This window comes from Microbacterium tenebrionis (assembly GCF_020682665.1).
GTDB classification, from domain to species: Bacteria; Actinomycetota; Actinomycetes; order Actinomycetales; family Microbacteriaceae; genus Microbacterium; species Microbacterium tenebrionis.
The window spans coordinates 570801-590425 of the sequence record NZ_JAGTTM010000001.1 but is presented as its reverse complement, the minus strand read 5'-3'; the positions used below and the strand labels follow the sequence as shown (position 1 = coordinate 590425).

General features: G+C 69.0%; 18 protein-coding genes. 8 read left to right on the top strand and 10 right to left on the bottom strand.

Translation table 11 applies throughout. From position 1 onward, the window contains the following. Positions 1–7 precede the first annotated feature (7 nt). Positions 8–2656 (top strand): penicillin acylase family protein, encoded by a 2649-nt coding sequence (locus KEC56_RS02950; protein WP_227529736.1) that lies wholly within the window; start codon positions 8–10, stop codon positions 2654–2656. Here KEC56_RS02950 and KEC56_RS02945 read toward each other — a convergent pair whose 3' ends face one another. Further along, positions 2657–3418 (bottom strand): GntR family transcriptional regulator, encoded by a 762-nt coding sequence (locus KEC56_RS02945; protein ID WP_227529735.1) that lies wholly within the window; start codon positions 3416–3418, stop codon positions 2657–2659. 108 nt (positions 3419–3526) lie between these two features. Here KEC56_RS02945 and KEC56_RS02940 point away from each other — a divergent pair, with 108 nt between their 5' ends. Further along, complete coding sequence (locus KEC56_RS02940) at positions 3527–4291, top strand: alpha/beta fold hydrolase (protein ID WP_227529734.1); 765 nt, start codon at positions 3527–3529, stop codon at positions 4289–4291. Positions 4292–4361: 70 nt separating this feature from the next. Here KEC56_RS02940 and mnhG read toward each other — a convergent pair whose 3' ends face one another. The 6 genes from mnhG to KEC56_RS02910 are packed head-to-tail and all read right to left on the bottom strand — an operon-like array spanning position 4362 to position 10647. Beyond that, the gene (mnhG, locus tag KEC56_RS02935; RefSeq protein ID WP_227529733.1) at positions 4362–4751 is read right to left on the bottom strand and encodes a monovalent cation/H(+) antiporter subunit G; all 390 of its coding nucleotides are present in this window, start codon (positions 4749–4751) and stop codon (positions 4362–4364) included. Further along, entirely contained in the window at positions 4748–5017 is a 270-nt protein-coding gene (locus KEC56_RS02930; protein ID WP_175987936.1) for an MrpF/PhaF family protein, read from the bottom strand. Before KEC56_RS02930 ends, mnhG begins: the two co-directional genes overlap by 4 nt. Next, complete coding sequence (locus tag KEC56_RS02925) at positions 5014–5586, bottom strand: Na+/H+ antiporter subunit E (protein ID WP_175987934.1); 573 nt, start codon at positions 5584–5586, stop codon at positions 5014–5016. The genes KEC56_RS02930 and KEC56_RS02925 overlap by 4 nt, the downstream gene beginning before the upstream one ends. After that, positions 5583–7136 (bottom strand): Na+/H+ antiporter subunit D, encoded by a 1554-nt coding sequence (locus KEC56_RS02920; protein WP_227529732.1) that lies wholly within the window; start codon positions 7134–7136, stop codon positions 5583–5585. The genes KEC56_RS02925 and KEC56_RS02920 overlap by 4 nt, the downstream gene beginning before the upstream one ends. After that, positions 7133–7702 (bottom strand): Na(+)/H(+) antiporter subunit C, encoded by a 570-nt coding sequence (locus KEC56_RS02915; RefSeq protein ID WP_227529731.1) that lies wholly within the window; start codon positions 7700–7702, stop codon positions 7133–7135. The genes KEC56_RS02920 and KEC56_RS02915 overlap by 4 nt, the downstream gene beginning before the upstream one ends. Then, complete coding sequence (locus KEC56_RS02910) at positions 7702–10647, bottom strand: Na+/H+ antiporter subunit A (protein WP_227529730.1); 2946 nt, start codon at positions 10645–10647, stop codon at positions 7702–7704. The genes KEC56_RS02915 and KEC56_RS02910 overlap by 1 nt, the downstream gene beginning before the upstream one ends. A 128-nt stretch (positions 10648–10775) precedes the next feature. Here KEC56_RS02910 and KEC56_RS02905 point away from each other — a divergent pair, with 128 nt between their 5' ends. Next, positions 10776–12284, top strand: coding sequence for a hypothetical protein (locus KEC56_RS02905; protein ID WP_227529729.1), 1509 nt, complete (start codon positions 10776–10778; stop codon positions 12282–12284). 40 nt (positions 12285–12324) lie between these two features. On the opposite strand, the gene KEC56_RS02900 is transcribed toward KEC56_RS02905, so the two are convergent. After that, positions 12325–13389 carry a LacI family DNA-binding transcriptional regulator gene (locus tag KEC56_RS02900; RefSeq protein WP_227529728.1) on the bottom strand — a complete coding sequence of 355 codons (1065 nt, stop codon included), beginning with the start codon at positions 13387–13389 and terminating at the stop codon, positions 12325–12327. Between the two features lie 58 nt (positions 13390–13447). On the opposite strand from KEC56_RS02900, the gene KEC56_RS02895 reads away from it, so the two are divergent. From KEC56_RS02895 to KEC56_RS02885, 3 genes are read left to right on the top strand one after another with little or no spacing between them, the layout of a single operon-like run. After that, positions 13448–14677, top strand: coding sequence for an MFS transporter (locus KEC56_RS02895; RefSeq protein ID WP_227529727.1), 1230 nt, complete (start codon positions 13448–13450; stop codon positions 14675–14677). A gap of 9 nt (positions 14678–14686) precedes the next feature. Then, on the top strand, positions 14687–15382 hold the full coding sequence (gene nucS, locus KEC56_RS02890; RefSeq protein WP_227529726.1) for an endonuclease NucS: 696 nt from the start codon (positions 14687–14689) through the stop codon (positions 15380–15382). Between the two features lie 41 nt (positions 15383–15423). Continuing rightward, positions 15424–16104: an HAD hydrolase-like protein gene (locus tag KEC56_RS02885; RefSeq protein ID WP_227529725.1), complete on the top strand. Its 681-nt coding sequence runs from the start codon at positions 15424–15426 to the stop codon at positions 16102–16104. Between the two features lie 70 nt (positions 16105–16174). On the opposite strand, the gene KEC56_RS02880 is transcribed toward KEC56_RS02885, so the two are convergent. Both KEC56_RS02880 and KEC56_RS02875 read right to left on the bottom strand, forming a co-directional pair. Continuing rightward, positions 16175–16381, bottom strand: coding sequence for a cold-shock protein (locus tag KEC56_RS02880; RefSeq protein WP_175987918.1), 207 nt, complete (start codon positions 16379–16381; stop codon positions 16175–16177). 242 nt (positions 16382–16623) lie between these two features. Continuing rightward, positions 16624–18669, bottom strand: a complete 2046-nt coding sequence (locus KEC56_RS02875; protein ID WP_227529724.1) for an MMPL family transporter — start codon at positions 18667–18669, stop codon at positions 16624–16626. Between the two features lie 96 nt (positions 18670–18765). On the opposite strand from KEC56_RS02875, the gene KEC56_RS02870 reads away from it, so the two are divergent. Beyond that, positions 18766–19263, top strand: a complete 498-nt coding sequence (locus KEC56_RS02870) for a hypothetical protein (protein ID WP_227529723.1) — start codon at positions 18766–18768, stop codon at positions 19261–19263. 98 nt (positions 19264–19361) lie between these two features. Then, positions 19362–19535 carry a CsbD family protein gene (locus KEC56_RS02865; protein WP_175987912.1) on the top strand — a complete coding sequence of 58 codons (174 nt, stop codon included), beginning with the start codon at positions 19362–19364 and terminating at the stop codon, positions 19533–19535. Positions 19536–19625 lie beyond the last annotated feature (90 nt).

Below are 19625 nucleotides of genomic sequence, written 5' to 3'. Positions count from 1 at the left end.
CTGTGCGATGACGACTGAATCCGCCGAGCCCGCCCCCCGTCATCTCGGTGCGAAGATCGGGAGGATCGCGTTCCTCGTCGTCGCCGCCCTCCTCGTCGCCGCGGTCGCGGCCGCGTTCTTCGTGGTCTGGACGATCCAGCGCTCCTTCCCCCAGACCGCGGGCGAGCTGCAGGTCGACGGGCTGCAGTCCGAGGTCGTCGTGCAGCGCGACGCGCTCGGCGTGCCCACCATCACGGCCGACTCCTCGCACGACCTGTTCTACGCGCAGGGCTACGTGCACGCGCAGGACCGCTTCTTCGAGATGGACTTCCGCCGCCACGTCACCAGCGGGCGCGTCGCCGAGATGTTCGGGGAGTCGCAGGCCGCCACCGACATGTTCCTGCGCACCCTCGGCTGGCGCGACGTCGCCGAGCAGGAGGTCGAGGCCCTCGACGACACGACCCGCGCCTATTACCAGGCATACGCGGACGGTGTGAACGCCTACCTCGCCGAGCACGACGGCGCCGAGGCATCCCTTGAATATGCCGTCCTCGGCATGCAGAACCCCGAGTACGAGATCGAGCCGTGGGAGCCCGCCGACTCCGTCGCATGGTTGAAGGCGATGGCCTGGGACCTCCGCACCAACATCGAGGACGAGACCGAGCGGGCGCTGCTCGTCGCCGAGACAGGAGACCCCGAGGCACCGGCCGACAGCATGGCGATGCTCGAACAGCTTTATCCGTCGTATCCGTTCGATGAGAACCCGGTCATCGTGCCGAAGATCTCGACCGTTCCGCAGGTCGTGAGCGGGACGGATGCCGATGCTGCTTCCTACGACGACGGAGGCGACGACGCGGGTGGCCAGAGCGCCATCACCACCGTCGAATGGCAGCAGGCCGACAACGTCATCGAGGCGGCCGGCATGCTCCTCGGTGATGCCGGTGAGGGGATCGGCTCGAACTCGTGGGTCGTATCGGGTGCACTGACCGCGACGGGGATGCCGCTGCTCGCCAACGACCCGCATCTCGGGGCCGCACTGCCCAGCGTCTGGTACCAGGTGCAGCTGCGGTGCTCGACCGTCAGTGACGAGTGCCCGTTCGACGTCAGCGGATTCTCGTTCTCGGGCCTGCCCGGCATCGTGATCGGCCACAACGAGCAGGTCGCCTGGGGCTTCACGAACCTGACCACCGACGTCGCCGATCTGTATGTCGAGAAGATCGACGGCGACCAGTACTGGCGCGACGGTGAGCTGGTGCCGCTCGATGTGCGCGAAGAGACCGTGAAGGTCGCAGGCGGCGACGACATCCCACTGACGATCCGCTCGACCGTGCACGGTCCGATCGTGTCGGGCCTCACCGACGACTTCACCTCGGTCGCCGACGGCCTCGTCGCGGCCGACGGGTCGGGCCTCAGCCAGGGCGAGACGGATGCCGCGAGCGGCATGAGCGGCGAGTACGCCGTGAGCCTGCGCTGGACGGCACTCGACACCGGGACGACGGCACAAGCGCTGTTCGCGCTGAACACCGCGAAGGACTTCGACGACTTCCGCCATGCGGCATCCCTGTTCGACGTCCCGGCGCAGAACCTGATCTATGCCGACGTCGAGGGCAACATCGGGTACCAGGCGCCGGGGCGTCTGCCGATCCGCGGTGCCGGCGACGGCTGGCTACCGCAGCCGGGCTGGGACAGCGCGTACGACTGGACGGGGTTCATCCCGTTCGAGGAGCTGCCCGTGTCGTACAACCCGAGCTCGGGATACATCGTCACGGCGAACAATGCGATCGTCACCGACGACTACGACCACTTCCTCTCCCGGGACTGGGACTACGGGTACCGGGCCGCGCGCATCGCCCACCTCATCGAGCGCAAGGCGGCCGCAGCTCCCCTCACGAGCGCGGACATGCGCGCGATCCAGAACGACAACGAGATGTGGATCGGCAAGAAGCTCGCCACCGTCATGGGCGACGTCGCCGTCGACGGCGAGGGCCCCCAGGAGGCGGTCGACCTGCTGCGCACCTGGGATGCGCAGAACAACGCCGATTCGGCGGCGGCCGCCTATGCGAATGTGCTCTGGTCGCACCTCGTGACGAACCTGTTCGCCGAGCGCGAGGAGCCGCTGCCCATCGGCGGTCAGGGCCGCCTGTTCACCGTCGTCGACGGCATGCTCGACGACCCGTCCGATCCGCTCTGGTCCAACGACGCGATCGGCGCGAGCGGCATGGACGAGATGCTCGCGCTGTCGGCCGAGGAGGCCTACGACGAGCTGGTCGCCCTGCAGGGCGACGTCACCTCGCGGTGGAACTGGGGGAGCCTGCACGCCATCACCCTGCGCAGCGACACCCTGGGCTCCTCGGGCATCGCGCCGATCGAGGCGCTGTTCAACCGCGGCCCCTACCCCGTCGGCGGAGGCGCGTCGGTGGTCAACGCGACGGGATGGGACATCGGCCAGTCGTACGAGACGACGACCGTGCCGTCGATGCGCATGGTCATCGATCTGTCCGACTTCGATGCCTCGTCGTGGAATCATCTGACCGGAGCATCCGGGCACGCGTTCCACGCGCACTACACGGATCAGACCGAGAACTGGTCGCGCGGCCTCCAGACGGTGTGGGCCTACACGCCGGATGCCGTCGACGAGGCGACCGTCGACACGCTGGTGCTGGCGCCGAAGGGCTGATCAGCCCTCGTCGTCGACGACCTCGATCGGGGTGATCACCGCGATCGCCTCGGTCACCGGAGTCTCGACGGTGTCGACGTCGCCGGCCTGACCGGTGTGCCGTGCGACGGCTTCGGCGAACTGGCGTTCGAGAGCCGTGAAGGCCGCGAACGCGTCACCGGCGGCGAGCGCGTCGAGCAGCTGACGATAGGTCTCCGAGACCGAGCGGCGTGCGGTGTAGCCGTCGCCGTCGCCACTGAGTCCGGCGATGCGGGTCTCGATGACGAGAGTCGACATGTACAGCCCGAGACGGTCGCTGCCCGCCACGTCGACGAGCAGCCGGTGGAATTCGAGGTCGGCGTCGCTGATGGCGAGCGCATCCGTTCCCTGACTCACCTCGACGAGCGCCGCGTAGGCGGCTTCGAGCCGGTCCAGGACGGACTCGGCGCCGGCCTTGATGATGAGCCTGGCCGCCTGAGCCTCGATGGCGAGGCGTGCGTCATAGACATCGGCGATGCGATCGGGCCCGATCTCGCTGACCCTCATGCCGCGACCGGGGGATGCCGTCAGCAGCCGCTCCTGCACCAGCCGCTGCATCGACTCGCGCAGGGGACTCCGGCTCACTCCGAGCTGGGACGCCATCTCGACCTCGCCGATCGGGCTGCCCACAGGGAGGGCACCGGAGAAGATGGCGCTGCGGAGCTCTGCGGTGATCAGGTCGACCGTCGACGGGCGCGGCACGCGGACCATCGGCGTCGCAGCACGCGGAGGCTGTACGGCCATCGGCATCCTTCCCGTTCTCGGTGCGCCGCTTATCGTGCACGACGCCAGACAACCATTGTCCACGACGACGCCGTCCGATGCCTGACCGCGCTGGATTATGCTCGAACGGTGCCAGAACGTCTGCTTGCTCCCGAAGGCACCCCTGCATCCGTCGTCGAGTTCGAGCACGGCGGCGCGACCCTGATCGCCGAGGATTTCGGCAGCGGCCCCAGACCCTACGTGCTGATCCACGGCATCGGCATGGGACGCAGCGTCTACCTCGACTTCGTCGAGCGCCTGCCGGGCCGCATCATCGCCCTCGATCTGCCCGGTTTCGGCGAAGCACCGGAGCCGGCCAGGACGCTCACCATGGCACGGCACGCCGATCTCATCGCGGCGTTCCTGCGCAGCATCGATGTCTCCGACGCCGTCGTCATCGGCCACTCGATGGGCAGCCAGATCGGCGCGGAGCTCGCGTCGCGGCATTCATCCCTCGTCGACGGACTGGTGCTCGCCGGTCCCACCGTGAACAGTGCATCGCGCAGCGTCAGGGAGCAGGCGACGTACCTCATGCGCGATCTGATCGGCGAGCGTCCGATCGTGCTGTGGCGCGGCGCGCGCGAGTATCTGCGCGGCGGACCGCACCTGATCAGGAAGATCCGCGCGACCGTGGTGCACGAGCCCGAGAAGGCGTACGCGAAGGTGAAGTGCCCCGTGCTCGTGCTGCGCGGCGAGCGCGACCCGCTCGCCCCTGTCGACTGGTGCCGCGAGATCGTCTCCCTCGTACCGGGGCGCGCCGAGCTGCGTGAGATCCCCGACCACGGGCACGGGACGCTGCTCAGCGACGCCGAGCTCGCCGCCGACCTGATCACGGAGTTCGCCGCGTCGCTGTGAGCCGCGCCGGATCTTTCCCGCGCAGCAGGCGCCGCGGGCGGGAGGCGCCGCGCAGGAGGCACCGCGGGCCTCAGCCCGCGGCGGGCGGGGTCTGTTTCGACTGAGCGAGCTCGTCGATGACGAGCGTGCGCTGCTCCTCGGTGCCGTTGCGATAGGCCTGCCGCCCGACGATGTGCGCCGACAGCGGGGCGGTCGCGAACTGCATCAGCACGATCGGCGCGACCAGCGCGAGGCCGAGCAGGATGCCTCCGACCGACCGCTGCGACAGCGCCACGGCCAGGCAGATCAGCAAGAGGCCGAGCACCTGCGGCTTGGTCGCCGCATGCAGCCGCGAGGGCACCGCGCGGAAGCGCAGCAGTCCGACCGCGGCCGACAAGCACAGCAGCGCGCCGAGCAGGATCAGCACGAGCACCGTCGTGTCGATCACGGCATCCGGGATCTCCAATCCGAGCACGTTCATGAGGTCGTGTTGTCCCTCCGTGCGACGTAGCGGGCGACCGCGATCGATCCGAAGACGCCGACCGCGGCGATGATCAGCAGCACGGGGATGCTGCGCGTATGGCCGCCTATCGCCATCTCCGCACCGATCACGCACATCACCTCGGTCAGCAGCACGTCCGACGCGACGGCGCGGTCGAGGATAGACGGCCCGCGGATGATGCGGACGACGGTCAGCACGGCGGCGATGCCGAAGATGACGATGATCGCGATCATGAGTCCGTTCATCGGGCGCCTCCCATCCGCTCGTCCTCTTTCAGCGCACGATACTGCGCCGGGCTTCCGAGCGCCCGCACGATCCGGCGCTCCCACTTCAGCACGCCCTGGCGCTGATGCTCGACGTCATCCATGTTCCGCACCCCGATGATGTGCAGGTAGAGGATGCCCCGGTCGCGATCGGCCTCGACGACGAGCGACCCGGGGATGAGCGACGAGGTCACCGACACGTGCGTCATGATGAGGTCGTCGGCATAGCGCAGCGGCACGCCGATGATCGCGGCCCCCGGCTGACGGCGGAAGTCGAACACCTGGATCGTCACGGCCACGGCACCGCGGACGATCGCCCCCAGGAACTGCACGGCGAACAGCGCCGCGTACCAGAGGTTGACCCGCCCCGACAGCTCGATGGTCGGCAGCCGGAACACTCGGGTGACGAAGATCGCGACGACGAGGCCGGTGACGAACGAGAGCACGGTGAACTGGTTCCATACGAGCATCCACAGCACGATGAGCCAGGCGAGGAACGGCAGCTGCAGCGCGACGTCGCGCAGCACGCTCCGCGAGGATTCGGGCCTCATGGGTTCACCTCCTCCTCGAGCTGGACGAGGTTGACCGGCTGCAGCAGCGATTCGCCGATGCTCGTGCACAGGGCGTAGAGAGGACCCGCGAACACGGTCAGGGCGATGGTGACGCCGACCATGCCGCCGGTCGCGATCGTCATGATCTTCGGGATGCGCCGCCGCTCCTGCTGCTCGTCGGCGGCGGGTGCACCGGCGAGGTACGCGGTGCGCGCCTCGGTCTCGGTCGAGTCCTCCTCCTCGCGCCAGAACGCGAGGTTCCACGCGCGCATGAGCGCGTAGAGGGTCAGGAGAGAGGTCAGGATGCCGCCGAAGATCAGCACGATCATGATCGGCGTGCCGACGGATGCCGCGGCCTCGAACAGCGCGAACTTGCCGATGAAGCCGGAGAACGGCGGAAGGCCGCCGAGGTTGATCGCCGGGATGAAGTACAGCACCGCCAGGAGAGGCGCGACCTTCATCAGCCCCTTGACGCGCAGGATCGACGTGCTGCCGGCCCTGCGCTCGATGAGTCCGACGGCGAGGAACAGCGTCGTCTGCACGATGATGTGGTGCACGATGTAGTACACCGTCGCGCCGATCGCCTCGGGCGTCGCGATCGCGAGGCCGAAGATCATGTAGCCGACGTGACTGACAAGCGTGAACGAGAGGATCCTCTTGAGCTCTGCCTGCGCGACGGCGCCGAGCACGCCGACGATCATGGTCGCCAGCGCGATAATCAGCAGCACGAAATTGATGTCGTTGCCGGGGAAGAGCTGCGTCTCGGTGCGGATCAGGGCGTACACGCCGACCTTGGTCAGCAGACCGGCGAAGACGGCGGTCACGGGTGCGGGAGCGGTCGGGTAGGAGTCGGGCAGCCAGAACGACACGGGGAAGATGGCGGCCTTGATGCCGAACGCCGCGAGCAGCAGCAGGTGCAGCACGAGCTGGGTGTCCTGCGGGAGCTCGCTCATCCGCTCGGCGATCTGCGCCATGTTGACGGTGCCGAGCGCGCCGTAGATCACCGCGATCGCGGCCAGGAACAGGATCGACGACACGAGTGAGACGACGATGTACACGGCGCCGGTGCGGATGCGCGACTCGGTGCTGCCCAGCGTGATGAGCACATACGAGGCGACGAGCAGGATCTCGAATCCGACGTAGAGGTTGAACAGGTCGCCGGCGATGAAGGCGTTGAAGATGCCGGCCGCGAGGATCAGGTACGAGGGGTTGAAGATCGAGATCGGGGTCTCATCCATGCCGTCGGCGGCGCCCTGTCCGATCGAGAACAGGAGGACGGCGACGAGCACGATGCTCGAGATCATCACGAGGAGGGCGGCGAGCCGGTCGACGTAGAGGACGATGCCGAACGGCACCGGCCACCCGCCTACGGAGACGGCGAGCGGGGTGCCCTGATCGACGGCGACGAGCAGGACCGCGGCGATGATCGCGACCGCTGCAAGGGTGGCCACGGTGACGAACACCTGCAGGCGCGGGCTGCGCCCGAAGACGAGCGTGATGGCGGCGCCGAGAAGCGGAAGGGCGACGAGCAGGGGGACGAGCGCGCTCATGGGCGGTCCCCCTCGTCGTTCTCATCGGCTGCCGTCGTCGACGGCGAGTCCGTCGAAGCATCCGGAGCCCACGCCCGGTCGACCGGGGCGTCGTCGTGGATCGACGGGTGGTCGCGCATGTGCAGGACGGTGATCGGCGCCGTCTGCACGCCGACGAAGTCGGTCGTGGCGTCGTCGTCGCCGGCGTCGTCCTCGTCATCCAGGACGTCTTCGTCGGCATCCGTGCGCTCACGCAGGGCGATATCGGCGTCGTCGTCCTCGACCGTGTCGGCCTGGCCGAGCTGCCACGACCGATAGATGAGCGCGAGCAGGAACGCCGTCACCGCGAACGTGATGACGATCGCGGTCAGAGTCAGCGCCTGAGGCAGCGGATCGCTGAGGTCGCTGTAACCGAAGAACGGCGCGTTGCCCGGTACCCCCATGACGATGAGCAGCAGCAGGTTCGTCGCATTGCCGAGGAGCATGAAGCCGATGAGCACGCGGGTGAGGCTGCGCTCGAGCATGGCGTAGACGCCGGCGGCGAACAGCACGGCCATGACGATGATCAGGGTGAGCGAGACATCCATCAGATCGTCACCCCCCGCGTGCGCATCGCCTGCGTCTGGCGGTCGACCTCGGCGCCGAGGCTGCGCAGCACGTCGAGCACGAGGCCGATGACGACGAGGTAGACGCCGATGTCGAAGATGGTCGAGGTGACGAACTCCATGTGTCCGATGCCGGGGATCTCCCACTCCCAGAACGTGCTGGTCAGAGGCGCGAGCCCGAAGAACAGGGGTACGACGGCGGTGCCGACCGCCAGGATGAGACCGGCGCCCAGCAGGCGCCCGGCATCCGCGGGGGCTGCGGCACCGAGCTCCCAGCGTCCCCCGGCGATGTAGCGCATCACGAGCGCCATGCCTGCGACGAGGCCACCCGCGAATCCGCCACCCGGCTGGTTGTGCCCGGCGAAGAGCAGGTAGATCGACACGACGATGATCGTGTGGAACAGGATCCGCACGATCACCTCGAGCAGGATCGAGCGGTTCTCGGGCTTCATCTGCTGCCCGCCCACGAGCCAGGCGCGCGGGCTGCTGCGGTTCTCGGCGGTCTGGAAGCGGACGCCCTCGGTGGTCTCGACCAGCGGCGCGATGCGGGCTTTCCGGCGGACGCGCTTGGGCAGGGCCGGACGCTGCGCGAGCATGTCGGCGCGGTGGGTGACGAAGACGAGGGATGCGACGCCGGTCGCGGCGAGCACGAGCACGGACAGCTCACCCATGGTGTCCCACCCGCGGAGGTCGACGAGGGCGACGTTGACGACGTTCTTGCCGTGACCGAGTTCGTACGCGAGTTCGGGGAACGTGATCGAGATCGGGTCGGCGATGCGGGACTGCGTGGCGACGATGACGACGAACGCCATCGTCAGCCCGGTACCGATCGCGAGGAGGGCACGCGGGATGCGCGAGACCGAGGCGTTGTGCTCACCCATGCGCGCCGGCAGCCGCCGCAGCACGAGCGCGAAGGTCACCATCGTCACGGTCTCGACGAGGATCTGCGTGAGGGCGAGGTCGGGAGCGCCGCTGGTGGCGAACAGCGCGACCATGCCGAGGCCGGTGACTGAAACCAGCACGACGCCGGTGTAGCGCTTGCGGGCCTGCACCGCGAACACTGCCGCGATCGCCATGATCGGCGCCACGGCGATCTGGGTCGGCGTGTGCCAGGCCGAGAGGTTCAGCCGGTCGATGTCGCTGGCGAGCAGCGCGGTGACCTCGGCGGCGACGACCACCACGAAGATCGTGCCGACGTAGACCGGCAGCGAGCCGCGCTGGGTGAGCGTGGTCGTGACCACCGAGAGCCGGTCGACGCCGCGCATCACGAACGCGTACGCGTCGGCGGCGGTGAAGGGCAGCAGCCGTCGCCTGCGGTCCCACCGGGTGCGGACGGCGAGCAGGAAGAGGCCTGTGCCGACGAGGATCGACAGGATCGAGATGCCGAGCGCCGGCTCGAACCCGTGCCACAGCGCGAGGTGGCCGGGGCCCTCGGTCGCGGCACCCTCGGCGTCGAGGCCGGGCAGGGCCGTGACGGCGTAGGGATGCAGGGCGATGTCGATGGCCGGGGCGGCGAGGCCCGCGGCAAGGGTGACACCGGCGAGGATGATCGGCGCGGACAGGAAGCCCACGGGCGGGTCGGGCCAGACGGTGTCCGGCATCCGCTCGCCCTGCTCGTCGCGCTTGCGCCAGAACGCTCCCCACAGGAAGCGGATGCCATATGCCGTTGTGAGCATGGATCCGAGGATGACGCCGATCAGGGCGATCAGACCCCAGACCGAGCCGCCCATCGCGTCGTCGAGCAGGGATGTCAGCGCGGACTCCTTGGCGACGAACCCGATGGTCGGCGGGATCCCCACCATGGATGCCACCGAGATGAATGCCGCAACGGCCATGACCGGGGCCTGGCGTCCCACGCCCGACAGCTCGGTGATGTCACGGGTGGAGAGCTGACGGTCGATGATGCCGACGATGAGGAACAGCGCCGATTTGAACAGCGCGTGTGCGATGACCAGGGCGAGACCGGCGAGCGCCGTCGCCTGCGTTCCATACCCGGTCATGATGGTGAAGAAGCCGAGTTGGCTCACCGTGCCGAAAGCCAGGACGCGCTTGAGGTCGGTCTCGCGCAGCGCCTGGATGCCGCCGAGCAGCATCGTGAACACTCCTAGGGAGATGACGATCGGACGCCACGGCTCGGAGAGCGCGAACACGGGGGCGAAGCGCGCAATGAGATAGATGCCCGCCTTCACCATGGCGGCGGCGTGCAGATAGGCGCTGACCGGGGTGGGCGCTGCCATGGCGCCGGGCAGCCAGAAGTGGAACGGGAAGATCGCCGACTTGCTGATGGCCCCGACCAGAAGCATGACGATAGCGGCATCCACCACCGGCCCCGAGGGCGCGAGCTCGAGGATCGCGGCGATGCTCGTGGTGCCGGCATCCACCGCGAGGAGCACGACGCCGACGAACATGACCAGACCGCCGAGGGTCGTGACCAGCAGAGCCTGCAGGGCCGCACGACGGCTGGCCGCGCGGCGCCGGTAGTGCCCGATGAGCAGGTACGAGAGGATGCTCGTGACCTCCCAGAACATCACGAGCATGATGATGTCGTCGGTGAGGACGAGGCCGTACATGGCGCCGGCGAAGCCGAGCAGGACGCCTGCGAACTGGCCGAGCTCGGTGGTGTCGTCGAAGAAGTACCAGCGGCAGTACAGCAGCACGAGCGCGCCGACGCCGCTGACGATCAGGGTGAGGATCCACCCGAGCACATCCATGTGCATCGAGAGGTTCAGTCCGAGCTGCGGGATCCACGTGACGGACTCGAAGGGCGCCGGGTCGGCCTCCAGCACCTGCGGCGTCAGCATGAGCGCGTGGACGAATGCCGCTGCGGGAATGAGTGCAGCGGCGGCGAATGCCTGTGCTCCCAGCCAGCGCACCAACGCGGGGAGAACGAGAGCCCCGACGAGGAACACAGCAAGGAGCACGATCATCGGCGGCTCCTCAATGGCTCGTCGGCCCCGAGGGGCGCAGGCGGGCAGGTTTTTCCCAGTTTACCCGCCGGAGCCGATGCATTCGCCCGGATCGTGAAGCTCGTGCGGGGAGATGGGAGAGTGGGAGCGTGCGCGGAGATCAGATCCGGGAGCTCGGCGGGTGGCTGGGCGCGCTGCTGCTCGCGACGGCGACGGCGGCCCAGGTCGCGTCGACCGAGCGTGCCGAGCTGCTGTTCCGAGACGGCGATTCGCTGGTCGTCGCGCTGCTGGTCAGGTCGATCACCGAGGGCCAGCCGTTCGACTGGGCGATGTCCAGCGTGCTGTTCATTCCCGAGACCCTCGCGTTCGGGATGCTGTGGATGCTCAGCCGTCCGTTCGATCCGGGCGTCGACATCGTGCTGGCCGCGGCGGGTGCGCTGAACCTCGTGGGCCTGTACGGCGGCATCCGCCTGGCGGCTGGACGCCGGCGAGACGGGGCCGCTCCGGTGGCCTGGTCCCTCGTGGCCCTGGCCGCATTCTGCCTGCTCGCGGCGACGGAGACGTCTTCCTCCCGGGATGCGCTGGAACTGGCCTCGCTGCAGCTGACGACGACCTACTACGCGGCGACGGCCGTGGCGGTCGTGGTGAGCGTGGGCATCGTCCGGCGAGCCTTCGATCGATCCGGCATCGGGCGATCGCTGCCCGTGTGGCTGGCGGCGGTCGCATCCGCATCGGTGCTGTCGAACCCGCTGTTCGTCGCATGGGCCACTGTGCCGCTCGCTGCGATTCTCGGCGTCGCAGCGGTCTATCCGACGTCACGGCGGAAAGCCGTGCTGCTGCTCGCCTGGCTGCTGGGCGGCACGGTCGTCGGACTCCTGGCGCGCATCCCCCTCTCGCCCTGGATCGCGAACAGCGGGACCGGGTATGCGCAACCCGGCCAGTGGCCCGAGTCCGCTCGCTACTACGGCGACCTGCTCGCTCAACGGCTGTCGAACCCGCTGGGCGTCACCGCCGCATTCCTCGCCGCGGCTCTGCTCGTGCTCGCGATCCGTCAAGCCCTGCGGGCCCAGGACGCCGGCGCCCGCGTGGTCGCCGCATCGGCGTTCGTGCTGCCGCTGCTCGTGACGATCGGGGCGATCGCCCTGGGCACGCATGCGACCCGTTACCTCGAGCCCGCCCTGTTCGCCCCCGTGCTTGCGCTGGTCGCATCTCCCCGGATCATGCGGGTGTCGCGACGGGCAGCGACTGTGCTGACGGCGACGGTCGCCGGCGTGCTCGTGGTCGGCGGCGCGCTCAGCGTGCCCCGCATCCTCGCCGCGGCGCAGCATCCGGATCCCGACCTCACCTGCGTCACCGACTGGGTGACGGAGTCGGGCCGGACGGGAGGAGGGCAGTTCTGGACCGCTCGCCTGCCGAAGCTGCACCTGGACGACCCGTCGCAACTCGTGCAGGTCGATCACCGGCTGAGTGCCTACGCGTGGCTGGTGAACCGCTCGGACTTCGCCGCCGGCGAGGTGACGTTCCTCATCGAGGACGCGCATAGCACGCCCTGGCAGCTGGGATCGAACGCGGTGCCGACCGACACGGTGTCGTGCGGTCGCTACACGATCCACGATTTCGCACCGGCGACCCTGCCGCTCGGACCACAGCACTTCTGACGGCGTTCGGGATCGCTGACCGACGTTCGGGACGGCGGAATCAGGGCCGCCGCGGTGCGGTCGTCGTCCCGGCCCGGAACAGGCACGTGAAGTGGAGCGATGCGGCCGGTTCTCCGCGCAGCATCCGGGCCACCTGCTCCCCTGCGGCTCTTCCCTTCTCGACGGCGGGCTGCACCATGGTCGTCAGCACGTGATCGCCGATGCCGTCGACGCGCACGCCGTCGAATCCGGCCACGCTGAGGTCCTGCGGCACGCGGAGTCCGAACTCTTCGGCAGCGCGGATGACGCCGACCGCGAGCAGGTCGCTCTGCGCGAGCACGGCGGTGGGTCGGGATGCCGGGGCGCCGAGCAGTGCGCGACCGGCGATGAGGCCCTCGTCGATCGAGCTGGTCGCGGCGGAGATCGCCGGCGCGTCGGGGTAGACGTCGCGCACGCCGCCCAGGCGATCGACGGTCACGTCCACGGTGGCCCTGGCAAGGCGATCCGGCGAGATCCCGCCGCGCTCTCGGCGGCTGTCGGTCGCAAGCGTCACGGCGACGACATCGGTGTGCCCGAGGTGCCGCACGTGCCGGGCGATCTCGGCGGCCGCCTCGCGGTTGTCGAGGGTGATGCGCGGGATCCCCTCCCCCGCATCACCCTCGATGACGACGACCGGCAGCCCGCGGCTGCGCAGCACGTCGAGCGACGAACGGGTGCGGGTGGAGCATCCGATCAGGACGGCGGCGTCGACCGGGGCCGTGGTCAGCGCCGACGCGCCGTCCTCGGTCGGGTCGTCGCGCAGCAGCAGGATGCCGGCGCCGAGCGAGGCGACCCCGTCGGCGAGGCCGTCCATCATGGGGATCGTCACGGGGTCGAGGAATGCCTCGCGCAGCTGTCCCTCCAGTACGACGGCGACGATGCCGCTGCGGCCGCGGCGGAGCGAGGCGGCCATCGGATCAGGGCCCGTGTAGCCGAGCGCGGTCGCGGCGGCGAGCACGCGATCGCGCGTGGCATCCGACACCTTGGTCTTGCCGCTGAAGACCACCGAGGCCGTCGACATCGACACCCCGGCCTCCTGGGCGACGTCCGACAGCGTCGCTCTGCGCGGTGCGATCTCAGCGGCCATGATCCGAGGATAGCCGCTCCCGGTTCCGGGCATCGAATCGATTCGATACACTCGAGGCATGGACCAGACGCTCACCGGGGCCCAGTACGTCCGCTGGCGCAATGCGATCTTCGCGATCTTCCTCGCCAGCGGCATGTCGATCGCGACGTGGGCGTCGCGCGTTCCCGACATCAAGCTCGCGCTCGACATTCACAACGCGCAGATCGGCCTGCTCCTGCTCGGCATGGGCGTCGCCTCGATCATCGGCATCTCGACGGGGCCGGCCGTCATGGCGCGCACCGGCGCGCGGCGCGGGATGCTGACCACAATGATCATGGTCGCGATCGGGCTCGCCCTCATCGGCCTCGGCACGACCGTTCTCGCATCGTTCCCGATCGTGATCGCCGGGCTCGTGCTCTTCGGCCTCGGCAACGGAGCCCTCGACGTCATGATGAACGTCGAGGCGACCGCGATCGAGCAGGAGGCCGGCAAGACGATCCTGCCCCTGTTCCACGCCTTCTTCAGCTTCGGCACCGTCATCGGCGCGGGCATCGGCTGGCTCGCGACGAACTTCCACGCCTCGGTCGTCATGCACGCGACCGCCGTCGGTGCGGCCATCGTCATCGCCGCATTCGTGTGCTTCGCGAACGTGCCATCGCGAGACGCGGTGCTCGACCCCCAGGAGCCCGGCGAGAAGCCGCACTGGCGTGAGCGCATGCACGTCGCCCTGTCGGCCTGGCGCGAGCCGCGCACCTACGCGCTCGGCGTCGTGATGCTCGGCATGTCGTTCGCCGAGGGCGGCGCCAACGACTGGCTGGCGCTCGGGACGGCCGAGGACCACGGCGGCGGGACGGCCATGGGCGCCGCCGCGCTCACCGTGTTCTCGGTCTGCATGACGGCCGTCCGGATCTTCGGCGGACCGCTCGTGGACCGCTTCGGACGCGTGCTCGTGCTCCGCGTGCTGTCGGTCGCTGCGGCCGGCGGCATCCTGCTGTTCATCCTCGCGCCGTCGCTGCCGCTCGTGTTCGTCGGCGCCGCGCTGTGGGGCATCGGTGCATCGCTCGGCTTCCCGCTCGGCATGTCCGCAGCGGCGGACGACCCGGCGAAGGCGGCGGCGCGCGTGAGCGCTGCGGCGACCATCGGCTACATCGCCTTCCTCGGCGGCCCGCCCGTGCTCGGCGTCATCAGCGAGCACATCGGACTGCTGAACACGCTGTTCATCCTCGTGGCGCTGGTCGTGCTCTCCGGCTTGTTCTCGGGTGCGGCCAAGCCCCTGAAGGAGACGGCGGCCGCCGCCGCGACGAAGTAGGCTCGTCGGGTGCGTCTCGTCATCGCCCGCTGCTCCGTGGACTACACGGGCCGCCTCAACGCTCATCTGCCCCTCGCCACCCGCCTGCTCGTGCACAAGGGGGACGGGTCGCTGCTGGTGCACTCCGACGGCGGCAGCTACAAGCCGTTGAACTGGATGAGCCCGCCGTGCACCCTCGCGACCGAGGAACCCGGTGAGGAGGAGGCGAGCGCCGGCGTCATCGACGTTTGGCGCGTGACCCACAAGAAGACCGGCGACGCGCTGCGCGTGCAGATCTACGAGGTGCTGCACGACTCGGCGCACGAGCTCGGCGTCGACCCCGGACTGCAGAAGGACGGCGTCGAGGCCGACCTGCAGCGCCTTCTCGCCGAGCAGGTCGAGCTCGTCGGCGCGGGCACCACCCTGGTGCGTCGCGAGTACCCGACCGCGATCGGGCCCGTGGATCTGATGGTCCGCGATGCCGACGGCCGGGCGATCGCCATCGAGGTCAAGCGCCGCGGCGACATCGACGGCGTCGAGCAGCTCACCCGCTACCTCGACCTGCTCGGCCGCGATCCGCACCTCTCCCCCATCACCGGCATCTTCGCCGCTCAGGAGATCAAGCCCCAGGCGCGCGTTCTCGCCGAGGACCGCGGCATCCGCTGCCTCGTGCTCGACTACGACGAGATGAAGGGCATCGAGTCGGGCATCCCCCGCCTGTTCTGAGACGTGCGGGGCGGCGGCGTCCGCGCCCATAGGCTGAATGCATGCCTCTCTCCCCCTTCTCCTGCGTGCTGTGGGACGTCGACGGCACGATCGCCGATGCGACGCCTGGAATCTTCCCGCGGCTCCGCGAGGTGTTCGCCCAGTTCGGGCTCCCCGAACCCGACCAGTCCGTCCTGCACCGGTGGGTGGGCCCGCCGATGTACGAGTCGTTCCAGGAGCTTGCGGGCCTGAGCCCCGAGAAGGCGTCCGAGGCGCTCACCGCGTACCGGGCGCTCGCCGCCCGCGACGGGTACGCGGCATCCGTCGACATCTACCCCGGTGTGCCCGACGTCATCCGCGCGGTCGCGGCCGCCGGCGTGCCGCAGTCCACGGCGAGCACGAAGCCCGAGAACCAGGTGCGCGCGATCCTCGAGCACAACGAGCTGCTCGAGCTGTTCACGGCCGTCTCGGGAGCGCGCGCCGGTGAGGTCGGCCGCAGCGACAGCAAGAAGGAGGTCATCGGCTGGGCGCTCGAGCGACTGGAGGCTGCCGGTGCCGACGTCACGCGTCCGGTGCTCATCGGCGACCGGCATCATGACGTCGAGGGCGCCGCGGAGTTCGGCATCCCCGTCATCTTCGACGAGTGGGGTTTCGGCGACCCGTCAGAGGGGGATGCCGCGGCCTTCCGCGTCGCCGACGCATCGGCGTTGCGGGCGATCCTCCTGCCGGAGCAGGCCTCCTGAAACACAGCACTCCCCGCCCAGGCACGCGGATGGCGTGCTCCCGGACGAGGAGTGCGGGTGAAGATCTGCCTCAGAGAGGGCGGATGTTCTCGGCCTGCAGGCCCTTGGGGCCCTGCGCCACATCGAACTCGACGCGCTGGTTCTCGTCGAGCGAGCGGTAGCCGGTTGCTTCGATGGCGGAGTAGTGCGCGAAGACGTCGGCGCCGCCGTCATCGGGGGAGATGAAGCCGAAGCCCTTCTCCGAGTTGAACCACTTGACCGTGCCTTGGGTGCTCATGTACTGCCGTTCTGCTGGAATGTCGCCGGGGTGCCCCGACGATGCCCAGATTATCTGCGCGTGCTCCGAGCGGAACAGCTGTGACCAGATGGTGATCCAAATGTTGCACAGCCCGAGAACGGATGCGGCCCTCACCGCGGGGGGGAGCGGTGAGGGCCAAAGACGACCGGAGGGTGCGTCAGAGACAGCCTATATCCAAACGCAAGTGTTTGTCCCCCATATGGGGGACAAACTCAGAAACCTCATAACCGAGGCGCTTCGATGTTCCTCGGCCACCAGATCCGATCGCCGAGAACGCCGAACAATGCAGGCACGATGACGGTGCGAACGACGAGCGTGTCGACCACGACGCCCACGCCGACGATGAGCCCGAGTTGGCCGAGCGTGACCAGCGGCAGCACGCCGAGCGCGGCGAACACCGCGGCCAGGACGATGCCCGCGCTCGTGATGACGGCACCCGTGTGCGACACCGTCTCGACCATGCCTCCGCGGGTGCCGCGCGCCTGCGCCTCGGAGCGCGCACGGTGCACGAGGAAGATCGTGTAATCGATCCCCAGCGCCACGAGGAACAGGAACGCCAGCAGCGGCACCTGCAGATCCAGCGCCGGCTGATCGAACAGCACGCGACTCAGCCACGCCCCGGCGCCGATCGCCGCCGCGGCGCTCGCGAGATTCACGAGCAGGAGGACGACCGGGGCGAGGAGCGAGCGCAGCAGCACGAGCAGAACGATGAAGCTCACCGCGAGCACGAGCGGGGCGATCAGCAGAAGATCCTGCTGATTGCCCGCGCGGGCGTCGAGATCGGTCGCGATCGCGCCGCCGACGAGCGCATCGGCATCCGGCACGGCGTGCGCGACCTCGCGCAGCTCGGTGACGAGGTCGAGGCTCTCCGGGGTGCCGGGGGCGAACTCGCCGGTCACCATGATCCGGGTGAGCTCGCCGTCGTCGGTCTCACCGGTCGGATGCGCGCGGACCACGCCGTCGACATCGGAGACGGCATCCACGACCTCGTCCGCCTGATCGGATGCGGCCACGATGAGGATCGGCTGCGCTTCTCCCGGCGGGAAGTGATCCGCGAGCACCTCGAGCCCCGCCGCGGACTCGGATTGGACCCGGAACTTGTCGATCTGGTCGAGACCGATCGACGTGCCCAGGAGCCCTGTGGCCATGACGGCGAGCAGCGCGAGGCCGCCGACGAGGCTGACGGCGGGTCGCTTCATGACGCGCGTCGCGATGCCGCGCCACACTCGTCCCTGCTTCACCGCGCTGCCCGGTTTCGGCACGAACGGCCAGAACACCTTCCGCCCGCACACTGCGAGCACCGGCGGCAGCGCGAACAGCACGGCGGCGAGCGCGATGAGCAGCCCCGCCGCCGACGAGATACCCAGGCCGCGCGTGCCCGGGATCACGGCGAGCGTGAGCGTCAGCAGGGCGAGGACGACCGTGACGTTGGACGCAACGATCGCCGGCACCGTCTTGCGCCATGCCGTGCTCAGGGCCACCCGGTGGTCGTCGTTCACCGCGAGCTCCTCACGGTAGCGGGAGATGAGCAGAAGGGCGTAGTTCGTGCCCGCGCCGAACACGAGCACGCTGATGATGCCGGCGTCGAACTGCAGGTCGAGCCAGGCACCGAGCGCCGCGGTCGCCTTCGATGCGAGCTGGTCGGCGAACGCGACCACGACGAGCGGCAGCAGCCACAGGATCGGGGAGCGATAGGTGACGATGAGCAGCAGCGCGACGATGAGGATCGTCACGCTGAGCAGCGTGAAGTCCGCGCCGTCGAAGGATGAGGTGATGTCGGCGCCGAAGGCCGGCCCGCCGGTGATCTGCAGGGTCAGTCCGTCGATGCCCGGGAGCGCCTCACGCAGATCCTTCACGATCTCCGCGGTCGCGGCGTTGTCCTCGCCGACCGTGATCGGCGCGACGATCACCGCGGCCTCGCCGTCGTCGCTCACGCTCGGCGGCGAGGACTCCAGTCCGGTGTGCTCTTCCAGGACGGGCACCAAGTCGGTCAGAGCATCGAGATCGGATGCCGTGAGCTCGCCGGCATCCTCGCGTGAGGCGACGACGATCACGGACTGCTCGTCCGCATCGGGAAAGTCGTCGAGCAGCGCACTCACCCGGCTCGACTCCGAATCCGCCGGGGCGGTCTCGTTCGAGGACGGCGCCTCGATCCTGCTGAACAGGCCGAACAGGGCCACGAAGACGATGAGGACGATACCGAGGGAGACCCATGCTCCCCGCCGGGACGTGAGCCGGTCGGGAAGGCGCGTGCGCGTTGCTGTCATGATCTCCAGCCCACCAGCGCACGCGCATGCGGACATCGCTCGAAAGATGGAGACCCGCGCATCGCGCGCGCGGATGCCGCCGCATAGGCTGACCGCATGTCGTTCGAAACCCTGTTGCAGCGGCTCGATCGCGTCGCCGGCGGCCGCGCCGCGGGCGTCGCGATCCCGGACGAGGCGCGCACCCACCCGAAGACGAAGCGGGCGTTCACCTGGATCATGTGGCTGCTCGCCGTCGAACTGATCCTCGGCGTCGGCGCCGTGGTGATCGCGCTCGTGCTGGCGATGGGCGGCGAGCCGGTCTCGTTCGCGGTGTGGATGCGGACGGTCGTCGTCCTCGCAATGACGGCGACACTGTTCTACTTCGCCTGGCGGGCAAAGCTCGGCTGGCGCTGGGGATATCAGCGGCTGCGGCTGTTCGCGCAGATCTTCCCGGTGATCACCCTGGTGATGGCCGCGATCCCCGGGCTCTACCCGGCGTGGATGGTCACCGAGCAGATCGTCTTCAGCCTGATCATGATCGGGATCGCGGACTTCCTCACGAGCGACCACATGCGCGACGCATACCGGAAACCCGCGCCTGAGAATCCCGCGTAACGTGCCAGGACGCCCGCGTCAACCCCTTGGCACGGCGGCTCTGCCGTGACAGCCTGGAGGGAACGGATCACCTGATCCCCGACGAAAGGAACGCATCGATGGGTATCGGAGACAAGGCCAAGCACGCCGCTGAGGACATCGCCGGGCACGCGAAGGAAGCCGCCGGCAAGGTGACCGGCAACGAGAAGCTCGAGGCCGAGGGCAAGGCCGATCAGGCCAAGGCCGAGGCGAAGAAGATCGGCGACGACATCAAGGACGCGTTCGACAAGTAGTCCGCGTCATCGAGACGGGGTCTGCCGCACGAAACAGGTGCTGGCAGGCCCCGTCTCGTGCAGCAGACCCCGTCTCGCGGATCCCTGCGG